The sequence below is a fragment of the Polyangium sp. y55x31 genome, from assembly GCF_029946505.1.
GTDB lineage: Bacteria > Myxococcota_A > Polyangia > Polyangiales > Polyangiaceae > Polyangium.
The window spans coordinates 141,144-157,768 of sequence record NZ_JARZHG010000008.1; the positions used below are offsets into that span (position 1 = coordinate 141,144).

The 16,625-nt window shown below is 70.4% G+C and carries 13 protein-coding genes; 6 read left to right on the plus strand and 7 right to left on the minus strand.

The features are described 5' to 3' along the window. The first annotated feature begins 4 nt into the window (after nt 1-4). Both QHF84_RS17230 and QHF84_RS17235 read left to right on the plus strand, forming a co-directional pair. On the plus strand, nt 5-2,563 hold the full coding sequence (locus QHF84_RS17230; RefSeq protein ID WP_281314396.1) for a homocysteine S-methyltransferase family protein: 2,559 nt from the start codon (nt 5-7) through the stop codon (nt 2,561-2,563). A gap of 53 nt (nt 2,564-2,616) precedes the next feature. After that, on the plus strand, nt 2,617-5,211 hold the full coding sequence (locus QHF84_RS17235) for a hypothetical protein (RefSeq protein WP_281314397.1): 2,595 nt from the start codon (nt 2,617-2,619) through the stop codon (nt 5,209-5,211). 7 nt (nt 5,212-5,218) lie between these two features. Here QHF84_RS17235 and QHF84_RS17240 read toward each other — a convergent pair whose 3' ends face one another. The 3 genes from QHF84_RS17240 to QHF84_RS17250 are packed head-to-tail and all read right to left on the minus strand — an operon-like array spanning nt 5,219 to nt 8,741. Beyond that, nucleotides 5,219-6,130 (minus strand): ABC transporter permease, encoded by a 912-nt coding sequence (locus QHF84_RS17240; protein ID WP_281314398.1) that lies wholly within the window; start codon nt 6,128-6,130, stop codon nt 5,219-5,221. Beyond that, on the minus strand, nt 6,127-7,236 hold the full coding sequence (locus QHF84_RS17245) for an ABC transporter permease (RefSeq protein WP_281314399.1): 1,110 nt from the start codon (nt 7,234-7,236) through the stop codon (nt 6,127-6,129). Before QHF84_RS17245 ends, QHF84_RS17240 begins: the two co-directional genes overlap by 4 nt. Continuing rightward, nucleotides 7,233-8,741 carry an ATP-binding cassette domain-containing protein gene (locus QHF84_RS17250; protein WP_281314400.1) on the minus strand — a complete coding sequence of 503 codons (1,509 nt, stop codon included), beginning with the start codon at nt 8,739-8,741 and terminating at the stop codon, nt 7,233-7,235. Before QHF84_RS17250 ends, QHF84_RS17245 begins: the two co-directional genes overlap by 4 nt. 98 nt (nt 8,742-8,839) lie before the next feature. Here QHF84_RS17250 and QHF84_RS17255 point away from each other — a divergent pair, with 98 nt between their 5' ends. Further along, the gene (locus QHF84_RS17255) at nt 8,840-11,224 is read left to right on the plus strand and encodes a fused MFS/spermidine synthase (protein ID WP_281314401.1); all 2,385 of its coding nucleotides are present in this window, start codon (nt 8,840-8,842) and stop codon (nt 11,222-11,224) included. 14 nt (nt 11,225-11,238) lie between these two features. Here QHF84_RS17255 and QHF84_RS17260 read toward each other — a convergent pair whose 3' ends face one another. After that, nucleotides 11,239-11,988 (minus strand): OmpA family protein, encoded by a 750-nt coding sequence (locus QHF84_RS17260; protein WP_281314402.1) that lies wholly within the window; start codon nt 11,986-11,988, stop codon nt 11,239-11,241. 117 nt (nt 11,989-12,105) lie between these two features. On the opposite strand from QHF84_RS17260, the gene QHF84_RS17265 reads away from it, so the two are divergent. Genes QHF84_RS17265 through QHF84_RS17275 form a run of 3 tightly spaced genes read left to right on the plus strand, consistent with a single transcriptional unit; the run spans nt 12,106 to nt 14,324 of the window. Further along, a complete protein-coding gene (locus QHF84_RS17265) occupies nt 12,106-12,510 on the plus strand; it encodes a hypothetical protein (RefSeq protein WP_281314403.1) in 405 nt (134 codons plus the stop codon). A 22-nt stretch (nt 12,511-12,532) separates the two neighbouring features. Then, nucleotides 12,533-13,375 carry an ATP-dependent sacrificial sulfur transferase LarE gene (gene larE, locus QHF84_RS17270; protein WP_281314404.1) on the plus strand — a complete coding sequence of 281 codons (843 nt, stop codon included), beginning with the start codon at nt 12,533-12,535 and terminating at the stop codon, nt 13,373-13,375. Between the two features lie 25 nt (nt 13,376-13,400). After that, nucleotides 13,401-14,324 carry an MBL fold metallo-hydrolase gene (locus QHF84_RS17275; RefSeq protein ID WP_281314405.1) on the plus strand — a complete coding sequence of 308 codons (924 nt, stop codon included), beginning with the start codon at nt 13,401-13,403 and terminating at the stop codon, nt 14,322-14,324. A gap of 19 nt (nt 14,325-14,343) precedes the next feature. Here the strand turns inward: QHF84_RS17275 and QHF84_RS17280 are convergent, their stop codons facing one another. From QHF84_RS17280 to QHF84_RS17290, 3 genes are all read right to left on the minus strand, one after another. Further along, nucleotides 14,344-15,003, minus strand: coding sequence for an SDR family NAD(P)-dependent oxidoreductase (locus QHF84_RS17280; RefSeq protein WP_281314406.1), 660 nt, complete (start codon nt 15,001-15,003; stop codon nt 14,344-14,346). 74 nt (nt 15,004-15,077) lie between these two features. Then, the gene (locus tag QHF84_RS17285; RefSeq protein WP_281314407.1) at nt 15,078-15,620 is read right to left on the minus strand and encodes a Spy/CpxP family protein refolding chaperone; all 543 of its coding nucleotides are present in this window, start codon (nt 15,618-15,620) and stop codon (nt 15,078-15,080) included. A 154-nt stretch (nt 15,621-15,774) separates the two neighbouring features. Beyond that, nucleotides 15,775-16,494 carry a hypothetical protein gene (locus QHF84_RS17290; RefSeq protein WP_281314408.1) on the minus strand — a complete coding sequence of 240 codons (720 nt, stop codon included), beginning with the start codon at nt 16,492-16,494 and terminating at the stop codon, nt 15,775-15,777. Nucleotides 16,495-16,625 lie beyond the last annotated feature (131 nt).

A 16,625-nucleotide genomic window follows, 5' to 3' on the forward strand; every position in this document is an offset into this window, starting at 1 on the left:
CCGCGTGAATCGTCAGGAATTCGCGAGGCGGCTGCGGAGCGAGGTGCTGATCCTCGATGGCTCGATGGGCGCGTTCTTGCAGGCGCGCGGGCTTCCCGATGGATACGCGCCGGACCTCTGGAACGTGGAGGAGCCGGACGCGATCGTCGCCGTGCACCGCGAGTACGTGAACGCCGGGGCGGACATCGTCCTGACGAACACGTTCGGGGCCTCGCGGCTCCGGCTCGGCGAGTACGGCGCGTCGGATCGCGTGCGCGAGATCAACGCAGCGGCCGTGCAAAACGCGCGGCGCGCGATCGGAGACAAACGCACGCTCGTCGCGGGCGACATCGGCCCGAGCGGGACGACGCTGCAGCCGGGCGGAGAGCTGCCGTTCGAAGAGGCGGTCGAGATCTTCGCGGAGCAAGCACGGGCGCTCGTGGACGCGGGCGTCGACGTGATCGCGATCGAGACGATGTTCGATCTCGTCGAGATGAAGGCGGCGCTCATCGGCGTGCGCGACGTGTCGCGGACAGTCCCGGTGATCGCGCACATGACGTACACGGTGCGCGGATTGACGGACACGGGCACGGATCCGGAGACGGCGGCGATCGTGCTCGAGGCCTGCGGCGCCGACGTGATCGGCGTGAACTGCTCGGTCGGCCCGGAGGACATGCTGGAGGTCGTGGGGCGCATGGCGCGCGCGACGTCGCTGCCGCTCTCGGTGCAGCCGAACGCGGGCCTGCCGGTGATGCGGCACGGCCGCACGGTCTTCCCGCAGACGGCCGATCAGATGGCGCCGTTCGCGCGGCAGTTCGTGGATCGCGGGGCGGCGATCGTGGGCGGCTGCTGCGGCACGACGCCCGAGTACATCCGCATGATCGCCACCGAGGTCGGCCACAAGCCCCACGCCGCGACGAGCCGCCTGCCGGGGACGTGGATCACGTCGCGGAGCCGGAGCCTCCGGATCGGCAAGGGCGCGCCGTTCGTGACGATCGGCGAGCGGATCAACCCGACGGGGCGGAAGGTGTTTTCGCAGGCGATCCGCGAGGGCCGGACGGATCTCATCGTGCAAGACGCGCGAGCGCAGGCCGAGGGCGGAGCGATGGCGCTCGACGTGAACGTCGGCGTTCCGCTCGTGGACGAGGCGGCGATGCTGGAGAAGGCCGTGCTCGCGGTGCAAAACGTGTCGGATCTGCCGCTCGTCGTGGACTCGGCGAACGTGCAGGCGCTCGAACGCGGCATCCGGGCGTTCCCGGGCCGGCCGCTCGTGAACAGCGTCGATCCGGTGCGCGAGAAGGCGGAGTTTTTGCTCCCGATCATCAAGCGCTACGGCTGCGCGGTGATCGGCATGTGCGCCGAGAGCGAGATCCCCGAGCGCGCGATCGATCGGGTGCGCAACGCCGAGAAGATCCTGCGGATGTGCGAGGAGTACGGGATCCCCAAGGAGTGGGTGGTCTTCGACTGCATCTCGATCCCGGTGAGCGCGGCGCCCGTCGCGGCGGCGCAGACGATCGAGACGATCCGCATCATCACGAACGAGCTCGGGTGCGCGACGACGCTGGGGTTGTCGAACGTCTCGTTCGGCATCCCGCTCCGGAAGACCGTGCACAACACGTTCCTCGCGCAGGCGATCGCGGCGGGGCTCGACAGCGCGATCTGCAACGCGGTCGATCCGCTGCTGAAGGAGACCGTGGCCGCGGCGAGCCTGTTCGCAGGACGGGACGCGGGCTGCCGGCGCTACATCGACATGGCCGTGCCGCTCGAAGCGCAGCGCAAGCGTGATCAGGCGATGCTCGACGCGGCGAAGGCGGGCCAGCTCCTCAACGTGGCAACGCCGGGCGGCGACGAGCCGAAAGGCGAGGCCGGCGGGAGCAAGGCGAAGAGCACGCGTGATCTGCTCTGGGACGCGGTCGTCGAGGGCGACAAGGACGGCGTGCCCGGGCTCGTGAAGCGCGGGCTCGCCGAGGGGCTCGATCCCTTCGACATCTTCCTGAACGTGCTCACGCCGGCGATCCGGCACCTCGGTGATCTGTTCGGCTCGGGCAAGAAGTTCATCCCGCACCTCATCGCCAGCGCCGACGCGATGAAGGCCGGCGTCGCCGTGCTGATGCCGCTGCTCGAAGCCTCGGGCAACGTCGAGAAGAAGGGCACGGTCATCCTCGCCACGGTGAAGGGCGACATCCACGACATCGGCAAGAACATCGTGGGGCTGATGCTCCGCAACTTCGGCTTCGACGTGCACGATCTCGGCCGCAACGTGCCGCTCGAGGACATCCTTGCCGCCGCGCGCGAGCACAAGGCGCAGATCATCGGTCTGTCCGCGCTCATGACGACGACGATGATGCGCATGAAGGACGTCATCGACGCCGTGAGAGGCCAGGGGCTGCCGCACGTGGTGATGATCGGCGGCGCCGTGACGACGCCCTCGTTCGCCGAGGAGATCCGCGCCGATGGATACGGCAAGGACGTAGGCGACGTGGTCGCGATCGCCGAACGGATGCTCGCGACGCACAAGGAGCGATTCCCGCGGGAAGCGCCGGAGAAGGCCGCCACGCAGGAGCCGCGCTCGCCCGCGCCGTAATCACGGGCGATCCCCCTCCCCCTCGCGGGCAGAGTCGGAATACGCTCGGAGCGATGGCGCACCTCGAGACGACCACGCTCTGGGAAAGCACGCTCGCGCCCCGCGACGCCGACGACGCCAAAGGTCCGCGCGGGACCTTGCGCGACGCGCTCTCGCGCATCCGCGGGCGCGCCACGGCCATCGCGAACGAGATGGTCGAGGCGCGCACCGACGAGCCGAGCATCTCGGATCTTTTGCACACCGACGATCTGTGGATCAGCGCGGACGCGGTGGCGGGGCCGAGCTTCCCGCTCACGCCGCCCGAGGCGTTCGTGCTCGCGTCGTCGCTCGTGGTGCACGACCTCGCGCTCGCGCTGGCGACGATGCACGAAGGGACGGACGCGCTGAAGGGCGAGCGCACGTGGCTCGACGCGGTCGTGGGCATGCTGGTGCGCAAGCTCGGGCGCGCGCCGACGACGGCGGAGGTCCAGCAGCCGCCGGCCGACATCGAGCAAGAGGCGATCACGGAGACGCTCCGCACGCTCTACGCGCGGCACGCGGAGCGGCTCGCGCTCGCGCCGTACGGGGACGCGCGCGGGCAGGAGCATCACCTGGTCGAGCCGGCGGAGCTCAGACAGGCGTACGGGCCGACGATCGGGCGTATCGCGCGGAGCCACCTGTGGCTCGCGACGGAGCTGCCGGAGCATTTCCACGAGACGATCGCGCCGCTTGCCGGGATGCCCTCGGGCTGGACGGTGGACGCGTTCAAGCTCGCGTGCCTGCTCCGCATCGCGGACGTGTCGCGGATCGATTTTTCGCGCGCGCCGCACTTCTGGCGCGCGGCGCGGAGGCCCGCGGGGGCGCGGCGGGAGCACTGGGTTCTCCAGGAAAAACTGCGCGAGCCGTACGTGGCGAACAGCCGGCTCATCTTCCTCGCGGACAGTCCCTTCACGGTGGAGGAAGCGCCCGCGTTCTGGCTCGGGATGGACACGCTCGTCGCGGTGGATCGCGAGCTCCGGATCGTGGACACGTTGCTCGCGGAGGCAGGTCGTCCGAGGCTCGCGGCGCGTGGCGTGGCGGGCGTCGAGGATCCGAGCCGGCTCGCGGATTTCCTTCCCGTCGAGGGATGGACGCCGGTGGACACGCGCGTGCACGTGACGGACATCCCGTCGCTCGTGGAGCGGCTCGGGGCGACGCGGCTCGACGAGAGCGACGCGTCGATGCCGCTGCGCGAGCTCGTGCAAAACGCGGCGAGCGCGGTGCGCGCGCGGCGCATGCTGGAGGAGTGGCCGAGCGACTGGGGCACGATCACGGTGCGGCTCGGCGAGGACGAGGAAGGGCACTGGCTCGAGATCGAGGACACGGGCACGGGGATGGCCGCAGAGGTGCTTTCGGCGCCGCTGCGGGACACGGCGAGCGAATACTGGTCGTCGCTGCTCCTGCGCCGTGATCCGCCGGGGCTCCTGGCGAAGGGCTTCCGCCGCGGCGGCGGTGGGCTCGGGCCCTTCGCCGTGTTCCTTTGGGGTCAAAGGGCCCGGGTCACGACACGCACGTCGGAGCGGGGGCGCAAGGAGACGAGCGTGCTCGAGCTCTACGCGGGCGGGACGACGCGCCCGATCCTGCGCGCGGCCGGCGAAGGCGAGGTGATGAGCGACGCGGGGACACGCGTGCGGGTGTGGCTGCGCGCGCCGCCGGACGCGCCGAACGGGATCTTCTATCGGCGAGGGCACGATCGCTGCTGGACGCTGGAGGAGCTCTGCGCATGGCTCTGCCCCGCGCTCGACGTGCACCTCGACGTGGAGGACGCGCACGGCAAGCGGACGCGCGTGGTGCCGGCGTCGGACTGGATGACGATCGACGGCTACGAGCTGCTCGGTCGGACGTGGAGCCCGGAGCCCGAGCCGTTCGAAAGGCTCTGGCCCCGCGAGATCCCGGAGATGGCGCAGAACCTCAGGCCACTCGTGACCTCGTCGGGCGACACAGTGGGCCGCGCCTGCATTCACCCGACGTACGCGGGCGTGGTGGCCGTGGGGGGCCTGCGCGCGTGCTCGATGCGCGGGATCTCGGGGGTGCTCGTGGGTCGACCCGGTGCGACGCGGCAAGCAACGGTGGTGCCGGTGGTGGAGCGGCAGGAGCTCGCGCGGTGGGCGTCGGAGCAAGCCGCGCTCTTGCCGGCGCTCGTGAAGGAGCCGGCAGAGCAGATGGTGTGCGCGCAGGTCGTGCGTGCGTGCGGCGGTCGGCTGGGGGCGCTGCCGATCGCGGAGGGCGCAAAGGGATGGCTGTCGGAGCAGGCGATCGCGGCATGGGACGCGGTGCCGAACGAGGTGCTCCTCGTGCGGGATCACCAGAGCGGGCGTGGTCCGTGGTGGCGGTCGAAGATCACGCTCGCGCCGAACGTGCTGGTGGTGCGGATGCACTTGCCGGCGATCCTCGACGACGCGCGTGATCCGACGTTGTGGCCGAGCGAGGAAGCGCCGCGGAGCGAGCCATGGCGCGCGGTGTTGCAGACGCTGGCAGGCGCGGTGCTGGAGGCGCTGGCGCGCGCGTGGGGCGTGCCGCTCGACGAGGTGGTGCGAGCGACGGGGCCGTCGCGGGAGACACGGGTGATCGGGGTGGCGGATGGGCGGACGGTGGAGAGTTTTGTCGACGTGGTGAAGCGGCCTTCTTGAGGCTCGTTCACGGCGCCGCGTGCTTGCCGAGCCCCTCCGGCGCGCCCGCGCGGCGCGGCGCGAGCGCGAGCACGAGCAACGTCGCGACGTAGGGCAACGTCTGGATCAGATCACCGATGGCCGTCTTGCGGACCTCGTCCTGCAGCACGATCTGCAGCGCTTCGAGCACGCCGAACACGAGGCACGCGAGCGCGGCGCGGCCCGCGCGCCAGCCCGAGACGACGACGGCCGCGAGCGCGATGAAGCCGCGCCCCGCGGACATGCCGGACTCGAAGCGCTGCTGGTCATACGCGAGGTGCGCGCCGCCGAGCGCGCAGATCGCGCCGGAGACGGCGAGCGCGGCGAGGCGGACACGCGTGACGGAGATGCCCACGCTCGCGGCCGCGACGGGGTTTTCCCCCGCGGCACGGACGCGCAAGCCGAAGCGGGTGTTTCGTAGGACGAACGGGGTCGCGGCGACGGCGGCGAGGGCGCAGAAGAAGACCGGATCGGCGAGGACACGCAGGAGCATCGCGCCGCCCGTCGCGCCCGTGGGGCCGAACCGGAACGCCTCGATGCCAGGCGAGTTCGAGGCGCTGTCGTAGAGGGCGCGCAGGCCCATGCGGGTCGCGGCGAGCGCGAGCAGGTTCAAGGCGATGCCGCTGATGACGGCGTGGACACGGGCGCGCTCGGTGAGCTGGCCGTGGCCGAGCGAGAGCGTGATGCCCGCGCCGATCGCCGCGACGAGGCCGAGCGTGGGGCTGTGCGTGGCGTGCGTGACGGCGACCGCGGTGAACGCGCCCGTGAGCAGGATGCCTTCGAGGCCGATCTGGATGACGCCCGCGCGCTCGGCCCACACGCCGCCGATCGCCGCGCACGCATAAGGCACGGCGATGCGGATCGACTCGGCGAGCATGGTGAGGGAGAAGATCGAGCTCACGAGCGGGCCTCCTCGGAGGCAGGCGTGGGGGCGGGTTTGTCGCAGGGAGGTTCGGGCTCGGGGTCGGCGCTCTGCACGACACCCGTGGTTCTGGAGGCGACGCGGCTCGCGACGGCGACGAGGACGATGAGCGTCGCTTCGAGGACGTCCATCGCCTCCTTCGGGACACGCGCGTTCACCGCGAGGCCGGCTTGCTCCAGCGTGCCGAGGAAGATCGCGGCGAGCACGATGCCGATCGCCTTGCCGCGGCCGAGCATCGCGACCGCGATGCCGCTCCACCCCGCGCCCGCGCCGAGGCCGAGCTCATAGTAGCCCTTGTACCCGAGCGCCGTGGAGGAGACGGCGAGCGCGGCGAGCGCGCCGGAGAGGAGCATCGCGAGGAGCATGCGCCGCTCGACGTCGATGCCCTCGGCGCGGCAAGCCTCGGGGCGGAGGCCGACCCAGCGGATCTCGCGACCCGGCCTGGTGCGATCGAGCGCCGACATCGCGGCGAAGACGATCACGACGGCGAGAGGAAAGGCGAAGCTCGCGGCGCTGCCCGCGAACGAGGGGACGACACGATCGAGGCGCGGGAGCGCGGCGCCGGGGGCGATGTCCGCAGTGCGGAGCGAGGTGGAGCCGAGTACCGTGGAGAACGTCCACGGGAGGATCGCGTCCACGATGCGGTTCACCATGATCGCCGTGATGATCTCGTGTACGCCGCGGCGCGCGCGCAGGATCGCCGGGATGAACGCGACGAGCGCGCCGACCGCGGCAGCGGAGGCGAGCACGATCGGCAGGGCGATCGGCATGGGCAGCGAGGCGGGTAGCTTCGCTGCGACGAGCGCGCCCACGAGGCTCGCGAGCGCGAGTTGTCCCTCGGCGCCGATGTTGAACAGGCCCGCGCGGAGCGCGACCTCGAACGCGAGGCCCGTGAAGAGCAGCGGCGTGGCCTTGAAGAGGACCTGCCCGAGGCCGTACGGCGTGCCCCACGTGCCCTCGAACGCGAGGCGCAGCGCCGAGGCCGGCGCCTGTCCGAAGGCGAACGCGATCAAGTTGAAGAGCAGGATGCCCCCCGCGATCGCGAGGACGATCGGGAGCAGGGCGCGGGCGCGTTTGTCGTTCACGCGTCCTCCATGCCGAGCATGGCCCGGCCGATGACGTCGTCGGAGGTCGTGGGCGGGAGCTCGGCCACGATGCGGCCGCGGTGGATGACGAGGATGCGATGCGAGAGGCGCCGGAGCTCGCCGAGGTCCGCGCTCACCACGAGCACGGCGAGGCCCTTTTCCGCGGCCTTGACGATCGCGCCGTGGATCGTCGCCGCCGCGCCGACGTCGACGCCGCGGGTCGGTTGTCCGAGGACGACGAGCGCACGCTCGGGGCTCGCCTCGATACGATCGAGCGCGCGCGCCACGACGACCTTCTGCTGGTTGCCGCCGGAGAGGTCCCCGGCACGACGCGCCGGCTCGGGCGGGATCACGCCGAACCGCTCGATCCGCCGTGAAATCAGCGCAGCTTCCGCGCTCGGGCCCTCGATCTCGCCGAGCTCGCCGAGCACGAGGTTGTCGCCCACGGACGCGTCGAGCATGAGCCCCTCCGCGTGACGATCCTCGTGGACCACGGCGATCGCGCGGCGCCGCTTGCGAAGATCCTCCGTGGATCGAACGGCTGGCAAGCGCGCCCCGCCGAGGACGATCGATCCCGCGACGCCGGGCTCGAGGCCCGCGACGGCGCGCACGAGCTCACGCTGCCCGTTGCCCTCGATGCCCGCGATCCCCACGATTTCGCCCTTTTTCACCGTGAGGTTGAGGCCGTCGAGCACACGTTCGCCCCCGGCGTCGACGAGCACGAGGTCCTCGATCGAGAGCTCGACCTTCGCATCCTCCGCGAGCGCGGGCGGGCTCGTCTCGGGCGGCGGCTCTCCGCCCATGATCGCTCGCGTGAGCACGTCCTCCAGCCGCTTCGGATCGCTGCGCTCCTCCGCTGCGATCGGCCGCGAGAGCACGGTCCTGCCGCGCCGCATGATCGTCACGTGGCCGGCGAAGCGGATGACCTCGTCCATGCGGTGCGTGACGACCGCGATCGTCGCGCCTTCCTCGGCGAGCGCGCCGAGCGTCGTGTAGAGCTCCTCCGCTTCGAGCGGCGAGAGCACCGCGGTCGGCTCGTCGAGCAGGATCGCGCGCGCGCCGCGGTAGAGCACGCGCAGGATCTCCAGCCGCTGCCGCTCGCCCACCGCGAGATCCGAGGTGCGCGCGTCGAGGTTCACCCGAAGCCCCGTCTTTTCCATGAGCGCCTCGGCCTCGCGTCGCGCCTTCGCAAGGTCGAGACGCCCGAACGAGCCCGTGGGCTCGTTTCCGAGGACGAGGTTCTCGAGCGCCGTGAACGCGGAGACCAGCATGAAGTGCTGGTGCACCATTCCAATGGTGCCCGCGCCTCCCTCGATCCGCACCGTGCCCGCCACGCGCGGGGCGACCCCGATCGCCGCCTTGAGCAGCGTCGACTTGCCCGCCCCGTTTTCCCCGAGGATCGCGTGGATCACGCCGGGTTCGAGGGTGATCGTGGCCGAACGGATGGACCAGCAATCGCCGTAACGAACGGCGATGTCCTCGATCTTCATCACAGGGCCACGCATCAGGCTCCGAGGATACCGCGGGCCACGCGCGCCGGGATCAGCGCCGATGGCCTTTTTCGCGCCGTGCGATCTCGGCCCCTTCGACTATCGTCCGCGGCGTGCGACCTCGGTTTTCCCTCGTCGTGACGCTCTTCCTCGTCTCCGGCTCGACCGGGCTCCTCTACGAGGTCGCGTTCGGCAAGCTGCTCGGCTACGTCTTCGGCGCGACCGCGTACGCCGTGAGCACGGTGCTCGCCGCATTCATGGGAGGCATGGCGCTCGGCGCGCACCTCGGCGGCAAGCGCGCCGCACGCATCGCCCGCCCGCTCGTGGCCTACGGGGTGCTGGAGATCATCGTCGGCCTCGTCGTCGCCGCCTCGCCCGCCGCGCTCGAAGCCCTCACCAAGGCGTACGTCCACGTCGCGCAGAAGGCGCCGGGCTCGCTCGCGATCCTCACGGCGGCGCGCGGCGCGCTGACCGCGCTCGTGGTCATCGTTCCGACCGTGGCGATGGGCGCGACGCTGCCGATCCTGTCGCGCGTCGTCGCCGGCGAGGTCGGCGAGCGCAGCCGGCGCAGGCTGTCGCTTCTCTACGCCATCAACACGGCCGGCGGCGCGATCGGCGCGCTGACGAGCGCGTACCTCGTCCTGCCCGCGCTCGGCGTGCGCGGCACGATCTGGGCTGCGGCGCTCGCGAACGTGACGATCGGCCTGACCGCGATCGTCGCGGGCCGGCGCGCGCCCGCGGAGAGCCCGGCGCCCGCGGCAAAAGGGACGAACGAGGCAACCGACGAGACCCCGAAAACCCCGGCGCCCACCGCCCAGGATCACGGTCCGTACCACGAAGGAACGGCGCTCGCGTTCGCGTTCGCCTCGGGCTTCATCGTGTTCGCGGCCGAGGTCGTCGAGACGCACCTGCTCGCGCTGCTCATCGGCAACAGCGCGTACGCATTCGGCCTGATGCTCGCGGTCTTCCTCGTGTGCCTGGCGATCGGCGCGGCGCGCTCCCCTGCCCTCGCCGAAAAGCGCGGCGCTCGCGCGCTCGCCCTCGGCCTCGGCGCCGCCGCGATCTCGCTCGCGGTCACGATGCCGCTCTGGGCCGAGCTCCCGCGGCTCTTCCTCTTCGCAGGCAAACACGTGCACTCCTGGGCCGGCCGCGAGCTCGTCCGCGCCCTCGCCGCGCTCCTGATCCTTGCAGTCCCAACGGTCTTCCTCGGCACGACGTTTCCGCTCCTGCTCCACCGCGTCGCCTCGATGCCCGACGTCGGCGCGCGTGTCGGTCGTCTGACCGTGGTGAACACGGTCGGCACGATCTTCGGCTCGATCATCACGGGATACTTCATCCTCCCGGCGCTCGGCTCGCAGGGCACGCTCCTCGGCGTGGTCGCGGCTCTCGCGATCGCCTCGGTGCTCGCGTCACGCGTGGCCGCCGGCGAGAAGGGCTCGGCCGTGTCGCGCTTCGGCCTACCCGCCGCCGCGATCGTCATCGCGCTCGTGCTCCCGCGCTGGGACATGGCGCGCATGACGAACGGCGCGAACGTGTACTTCTCCGCGGGCCCGCCGCCCGATCGCATCGAGATGGTGCGCGAGGACGTGCACGGCGGCGTGACCACGGTGGCGCGGCGCGCGGAGGTGCTCACGCTCTACACGAACGGCAAATTCCAGGGCGACAACGGCCCCGAGATGGCCGCGCAGCGAAGGTTCGCGCACTTCCCCTCGATGTTCCTCCGCGGCACGGAGAAGCGCGTGCTCGTCATCGGCCTCGGCACGGGCACGACGCTCGGCACGATCGCCGCCTATCCGTGGGAGCGCATCGAGGTCGCCGAGATCTCGCCCGCCATCGTGGACGCGTCGCGGAAGTATTTCTCGGGACCGGCGCGAAACTCGCTCGACGATCCGCGCACCGTGCTCTCGCTCGAAGACGGCCGGAACCACCTGCTCGTCTCGCCCGGCGGATACGACCTCGTCACGATGGAGCTCACGAGCGTGTGGTTCGCGGGCGCCGCGAGCCTCTACAGCCGCGAATTCTACGAGCTCGTACGAGCGCGCCTCGCCGACGGCGGCATCCTCCAGCAGTGGGTGCAGCTCCACCACATCCGCAGGCGCGAGCTCGCCGCCATCGTGCGCACGCTGCGCGTCGTCTTCCCACACGTCGCGCTCTTCGTCGGCGGCTCGCAGGGCATCCTCGTGGCGAGCGCGCGGCCCCTCGTCGCCTCACGCGCCGAGCTCGATCGCCTGGCCACCGTGCCCGCGATCCGCGAGACGCTCGGCAAAGGCACGCTGCCAGGCCTGCTCGACGAGCTCGTGGCATCCGGCGAGGAGCTCGATCGGTTCGTCGCCGAGACGGAAGGCAAGCCGATCGTCTCCACCGACGACAACCTCTTCCTCGAATACGCGACGCCCAAGGGCAACGTGCTCGACTACTGGCAGTCGCTGCACGAGACGCTCGCGATGCTCGATCAGTACCGCACGCCGAACCCGGCCACGCGGCACCTCGGGCCCTAGGCGCCGAGCCCGATCTACTTCTTCTGCTCGGGCTTCTTCTGCGTCGGGTCGAGCGAGATCTGCTTGCCCTCGACCTTCTTCACTTCGTTGCCCGTGGGCTTGAAGTTCAGGGTGGGCACGACGGCGATGACCGGCTTCTTGCGCGCCTCTTCCTCGGCCTTGCGCTCTTCGAGGCTCGGCACGTCGAGCACCATGCCGCCCGCCGTCGGGTCCTTGCCGAGGAAAGGCTTGCCGTCGACCTCGGCGACGTGGAACTCGGTGCGGCGGTTCTCGGCGCGGCCCATTTCAAGCTCGTTCGGCGCGATCGGCTTCGTCTCGCCGAAGCCCACGGCGAGCAGCCGCAGGTGACTTATGCCGTTGTCGACGAGCCAGTTGCACACGCTGAGCGCGCGCCGGGCGCTGAGCTCCGCGTTCTTGTCGTCGGCGCCCATGTCGTCCGTATGCCCCTCGATCCGCAGCCGCGTGACCTCGGGGTGCTCGTTGATGAACGCGAGCAGCGTCTTCAGCACCTTCTCGCTCTCGCCGAACTTGCGGATCGTGGCGCTGCCCGTCTCGAAGACGACCTTGCCCTCGATGTAGATCTGGCTCTGGCCTTCCTTCGCGGTCCAGGCCTTCTCGGGGTACCAGCGCGGAAGCTGGCTCTTCTGCTCCGCCTTCGGCACGGGCACGGGCGGCAGGCGGTTGTCCGAGCAGCCGACGAGCGCGGCGATCGCCCCCAGCGTCGCGGCGAGCGCGACGGACCTTCCAAGCGAGGTGCGGTTCATGAGAGGCCCCAAGCGTCACCCATTCCGGCCTTCTCCCGCAAGTAACTCGGTGCGAGACGAGCCCGACTTGTGTTCCGGCTCCGATTTGGGCACCGTCCCTTGGGCGTGGAGGCTCGTATGGCGCTCGTCGGCAAGCTCGAGGTCACCATCAAGATCAACCGACTCCCCACCGAGGTCACCACGGACAAGAACGGCTGGAAGGAGTTTCAGGTCGACTTCGGCAAGCGCGGCGCGCGCGTGAGCCTCCGGCCCCGCATGTGGAACCGCCTCGAACAGGCCGCGAACACGCACCCGCACTGGATCGCAGTGATCACCGGCCAGATGGGCGACGACGTGCAGAAGGGCATCTTCAAGCTGCTCGAACCAAACCTGCAGGTGTTCGAGTACACACCGAAGACGCCCTCGGGCGAGGCCAAACCCGAGGAGACGAAGGCGGACGGCGGAAAGGCGAACGAGCCCGCGCCCGCCGCAGCCCCGGAGAAGACCGACGAAAAGCAGGCCGCCTCCCCTCCCGGGGACTGACGGCGTGTTACATCCTCAGCCCATGGCCGAAGCACCTGCCATCGAGGACAAGCTCGCTCGCCTGCGCGCGAAGCTCATCGAGCTCGGATCGGTCCTCGTCTGTTACTCCGGCGGCGTCGACAGCGCGTTCGTGCTCGCGGCCGCCCACGCAGCCCTCGGGCCTCGCGCCGTCGGGATGACGGCCGTCTCGCCGAGCCTCGCGCCGGGCGAACACGAGGACGCCATCGCGGTCGCCCGCTCGATCGGCGCCGATCATCGGCTGGTCACGTCGAACGAGATCGAGGATCCCGGCTACGTCGCGAACAACCCCGACCGCTGCTTCCACTGCAAGAGCGAGCTTTATCGCATCGCCGCGCAGAAGCGGGTCGAGTGGGGCCTCGCCGCGATCCTGAACGGGACGAACGTCGACGATCTCGGCGATTACCGGCCGGGGCTCGAAGCGGCGCGGCTCGCCGGCGTGGTGAGCCCGCTCGTCGAGCTCGGCTTCACGAAGGCCGACGTCCGGGCGGGCGCGGCGACGATGGGGCTGCCCATCTGGGACAAGCCCGCGGCCGCCTGCCTGTCGAGCCGCATCCCGTACGGCACGAGCGTCACGCGCGAGCGGCTCTCGCAGATCGGCGGCTTCGAGGCCTCGCTGAAGCGGCTCGGCTTCCGGCAGGTGCGCGTGCGCTACCACGGCGAGCTCGCGCGGATCGAGCTCGCGCTCGCCGAGCTCGGGCGCGCGGCCGAGCCGGAGATCCGCGACGCCATCGTCGCGGCGGGCAAGGAGCACGGCTTCAAGTACGTCACGCTCGACCTCGCCGGCTACCGCGTCGGCAGCCACAACGAGGTCCTCGTCGGCAAGAGCCTGCGTATCGTGAGCTAACGCGAAACGAGAAAGAGGAGGTCCCGTGGGTCGATTCGATCACCTCGCCACCCAGCCTCGCCGCGGCCCGGCCGACCTCTTCCGCTGGCGGGTCCTCGATCCGCTGAAAGGCAAGAAGATCAAGGATCCGGGCGGGTTCGTCACGCCGACCCGCCCGCACGACGCGGACCTCGTGAAGAGCCCCGAGCCGAGCCTCTGCTGGATCGGGCACGCGAGCTTTCTGCTCACGCTCGGCAAGAAGAACATCCTCTTCGATCCGGTCCTCGGCGAGCGGATCGGCCCGATCAAGCGGCTCGTCGCGCCGGGGATCGCGTGGCAGGCGTTGCCGCCGATCGACATCGTCGTGATCACGCACAACCACCGGGATCACCTCGATCCGTGGAGCATCGAAAGGCTCGGCGATCGGCCGACGTACGTGGCGCCGCTCGGCAATGCGCGCTTTTTGAAGGCGGCGGGCGCCTCGGCGAAGATCGTGGAGCTCGACTGGTGGGAGACGACGGGGATCGATTCGCTCGAAATCACGCTCGTGCCGGCGCGGCACTGGTCGATGCATTTTCCCTGGGATCGGAATGACGCGCTCTGGGGTGGATACGTGATCCGCGGGCCCGAGGGCGCGGCGTATCATTCGGGCGATACCGCGTACTGGGACACGTTCGAGGAGATTGGCCGGCGGGCGGGGCCGATCGACTGGGCGATGCTCCCGATCGGCGCGTACGAGCCGCGCTGGTTCATGGAACCGCAGCACATGGGGCCCGAGGAGGCGGCGTCGGCCGCGAAAATGCTCGGGGCAAAGCATTTCGTGGCCATGCATTGGGGGACGTTCAAGCTGACGGACGAGCCGATCGGCGAGCCGCCCGAGCGGGCGCGCGCGGCGTGGCAGGCCGAAGGCGGCGCCGAGGACAAACTCTGGATCCTCGACGTGGGCGAGACGCGATATCTCGGCCGTTGAGCCGCTCGCCGGGGAAGCTTTACCTGTAAACGATCTCGCGTTCGCGCTTGCCGGGCTCCTGCGTGTGCAGGGTCCAGTAGGCATCGGCGATGCGGTCGGGATCGAAATGGGTGCCGGGCTTGACGAAGCCGCAGATCGTCACCGTGGCGACCTGGATCCCGTCGGGCTCGACCTCCGCGCCGAGGCTGAACGTGAGGTTGCGAATGGCGGCCTTGCCGATGGCGAGGGAGGCATACGCGGGGAACGGCGTGAGCGCGAGGCCGCCGCCCGTGAGGAGAATCGTGCCCTTCTTTTGGGCGCGCATGTCGGGCAGGACGGCCTGCGCGGCCACGATGGCGCCGCCGACATTGATGCGGAAGTCGGAGAGGAGGTCCTCGACGGCGAGCTCGGACGGCCGGCCCTGCTTCAGGACCGCGGCGTTGTAAACGAGGACCGAGGGCGCGCCGAGGCGCTCTTTGAGGGTGGCGAAGGCGTTCCGGAGCGAGCCCTCGTCCGCGGCGTCTGCGGCGAATCCATGGGCCTCGGCGCCCGCGCGCCGAAGCTCGGAGACGTATTCGTCGAGGGCTTCGGGGCGGCGCGCGATCAGGGCCGCGGTGAAGCCTTCACGGGTGAATCGGCGAGCCACGGCGAGGCCCACGCCGGGGCCCGCGCCGACGACGGCGATGACGGGTTTGCTCATGAAAACCCTTTACCAGCGCCGCGCGTGTCATGACAAGGCGTGTGGGGGGCCGGAGCCCCCCACACGGGGCAACATCAGATCGCGAGGGCGCCCGTTCGCAGGAGATAGGCGAGCTTCTTCCGCTGCTCGGCCGACAGGATCGCGTGAATGCGCCCGATCGCGCGCACCACCGACGCCTGCAGCCGCTCGGCGCTCTTCACCCGATCCGCGCGGATCTCATCGAGCCGCGTATCATCGATCTTGTCGCCGAGGACCGCGTCGGCGAACGCGCTCGTCGAGCGCCGATGATCCACCGCGGCTTGCGCCCGCTCGATTTTCAGCTCGTCCAGGATCGTCGCGAGCTCCGCGATTTGCCCGTCGTCGAGCTCCAGCCGATGGGCCAGGAATCGCAGCGGCCGGCGCACGCCGAAGTTGCCGCCGCCCGCTCCGTCGAAGTCGGAGCCGCCGGGCAGGTCGTCGCCGCCGCCGTGTCCATGGCCGCCGCCGTGCCCATGGCGGCCGCCTCTCCCGGGGCCGCAGCCGCCCCCGAACCACGCACGACGATCGCCGGACCAACCCTCGGGGCCACACGAGCCGCCTCGGCCCGCGCGCCACCACGCCACGAATGCAGGATGCATGTTCATTCCTCCTCGCCGGGGCTCAGCGCGCCCGGCGGGTGTTTCGAGCGCGGGCCTCATGCCTCGCGCCGTGACAGGAGCTTGCGGCTCCCCGCGCCGGCTGTCAACGCACGCCGGGCAGGCACGAACTTCTTCACAATCGAGGCCGGGGACGTCAGGACGGGGTGTAGGTCACGCTCCGGATGATGACCTCGAGCGGGCTCGTGGCCCCGGCAGGCGCCGTGCCGGCGCGCAGCCAGAAGTTGATGCGGAGGTTCGTCGTGGAAAGCGGCCGCGGCGGATTGTTGATGCGGGAGGTGATGGGATTCGCCGCGCCGGCGAGGGGGCGGCTCGTGAAATTGACGCGTGTGTTCGTCCAGACGAACTGGTGGAGCGACGCGCCGGCCCAGGTGGTGGGGACCGCGTAATGCGAGCTGCGCGGCTGCACCGAATGCACGAGCCTCGGATCGTTCGCGGCCGTGCCGCGGAACCGCGCGATCTCCACGTCGATCTCCGTATTCGTGCTGCCCTGGTCGCTCCAGGTGAAGAAACCGAGGACCGCCTGGTTGTGGACTTGCCGGATCGGCGTGTCCAGGGTCATCGTGTACGTGCCGAAGCCGACGGCGCGCGTGGAGATGATTTCGGCGCATGACCACACGCCGTCGCCGTCCTCGTCCTCGATGAGCATGTGCAGGCGGTTTTGCTCGTCGACGAACACGTTGGCCCCCGAGAACGGGTTCGGGCCCGGGCCGACCGGCGTGTCGCCGCTGTCCTTCAAGGTCCACTCGAATCCAGACCAGGGAAAGGCGTTCGCCTCGTTCACCGGGAGGACCAGCGCCGAAACCGCGAGAGCCGCGGAAAACCCGGTCGAGAGAGCGTTCGAGATCCGGTTCATGCGAACGAGGCACTGCCATCGTCGTGCCACACGGCGGGCTCGGCCGACGCGGGAGTCTCGTGGAATGGGCGGGGAGCATTGTCCCCGCATCCCTTTCGACTCTCGCTGTTCCACGAATTCGGATGGGAAGC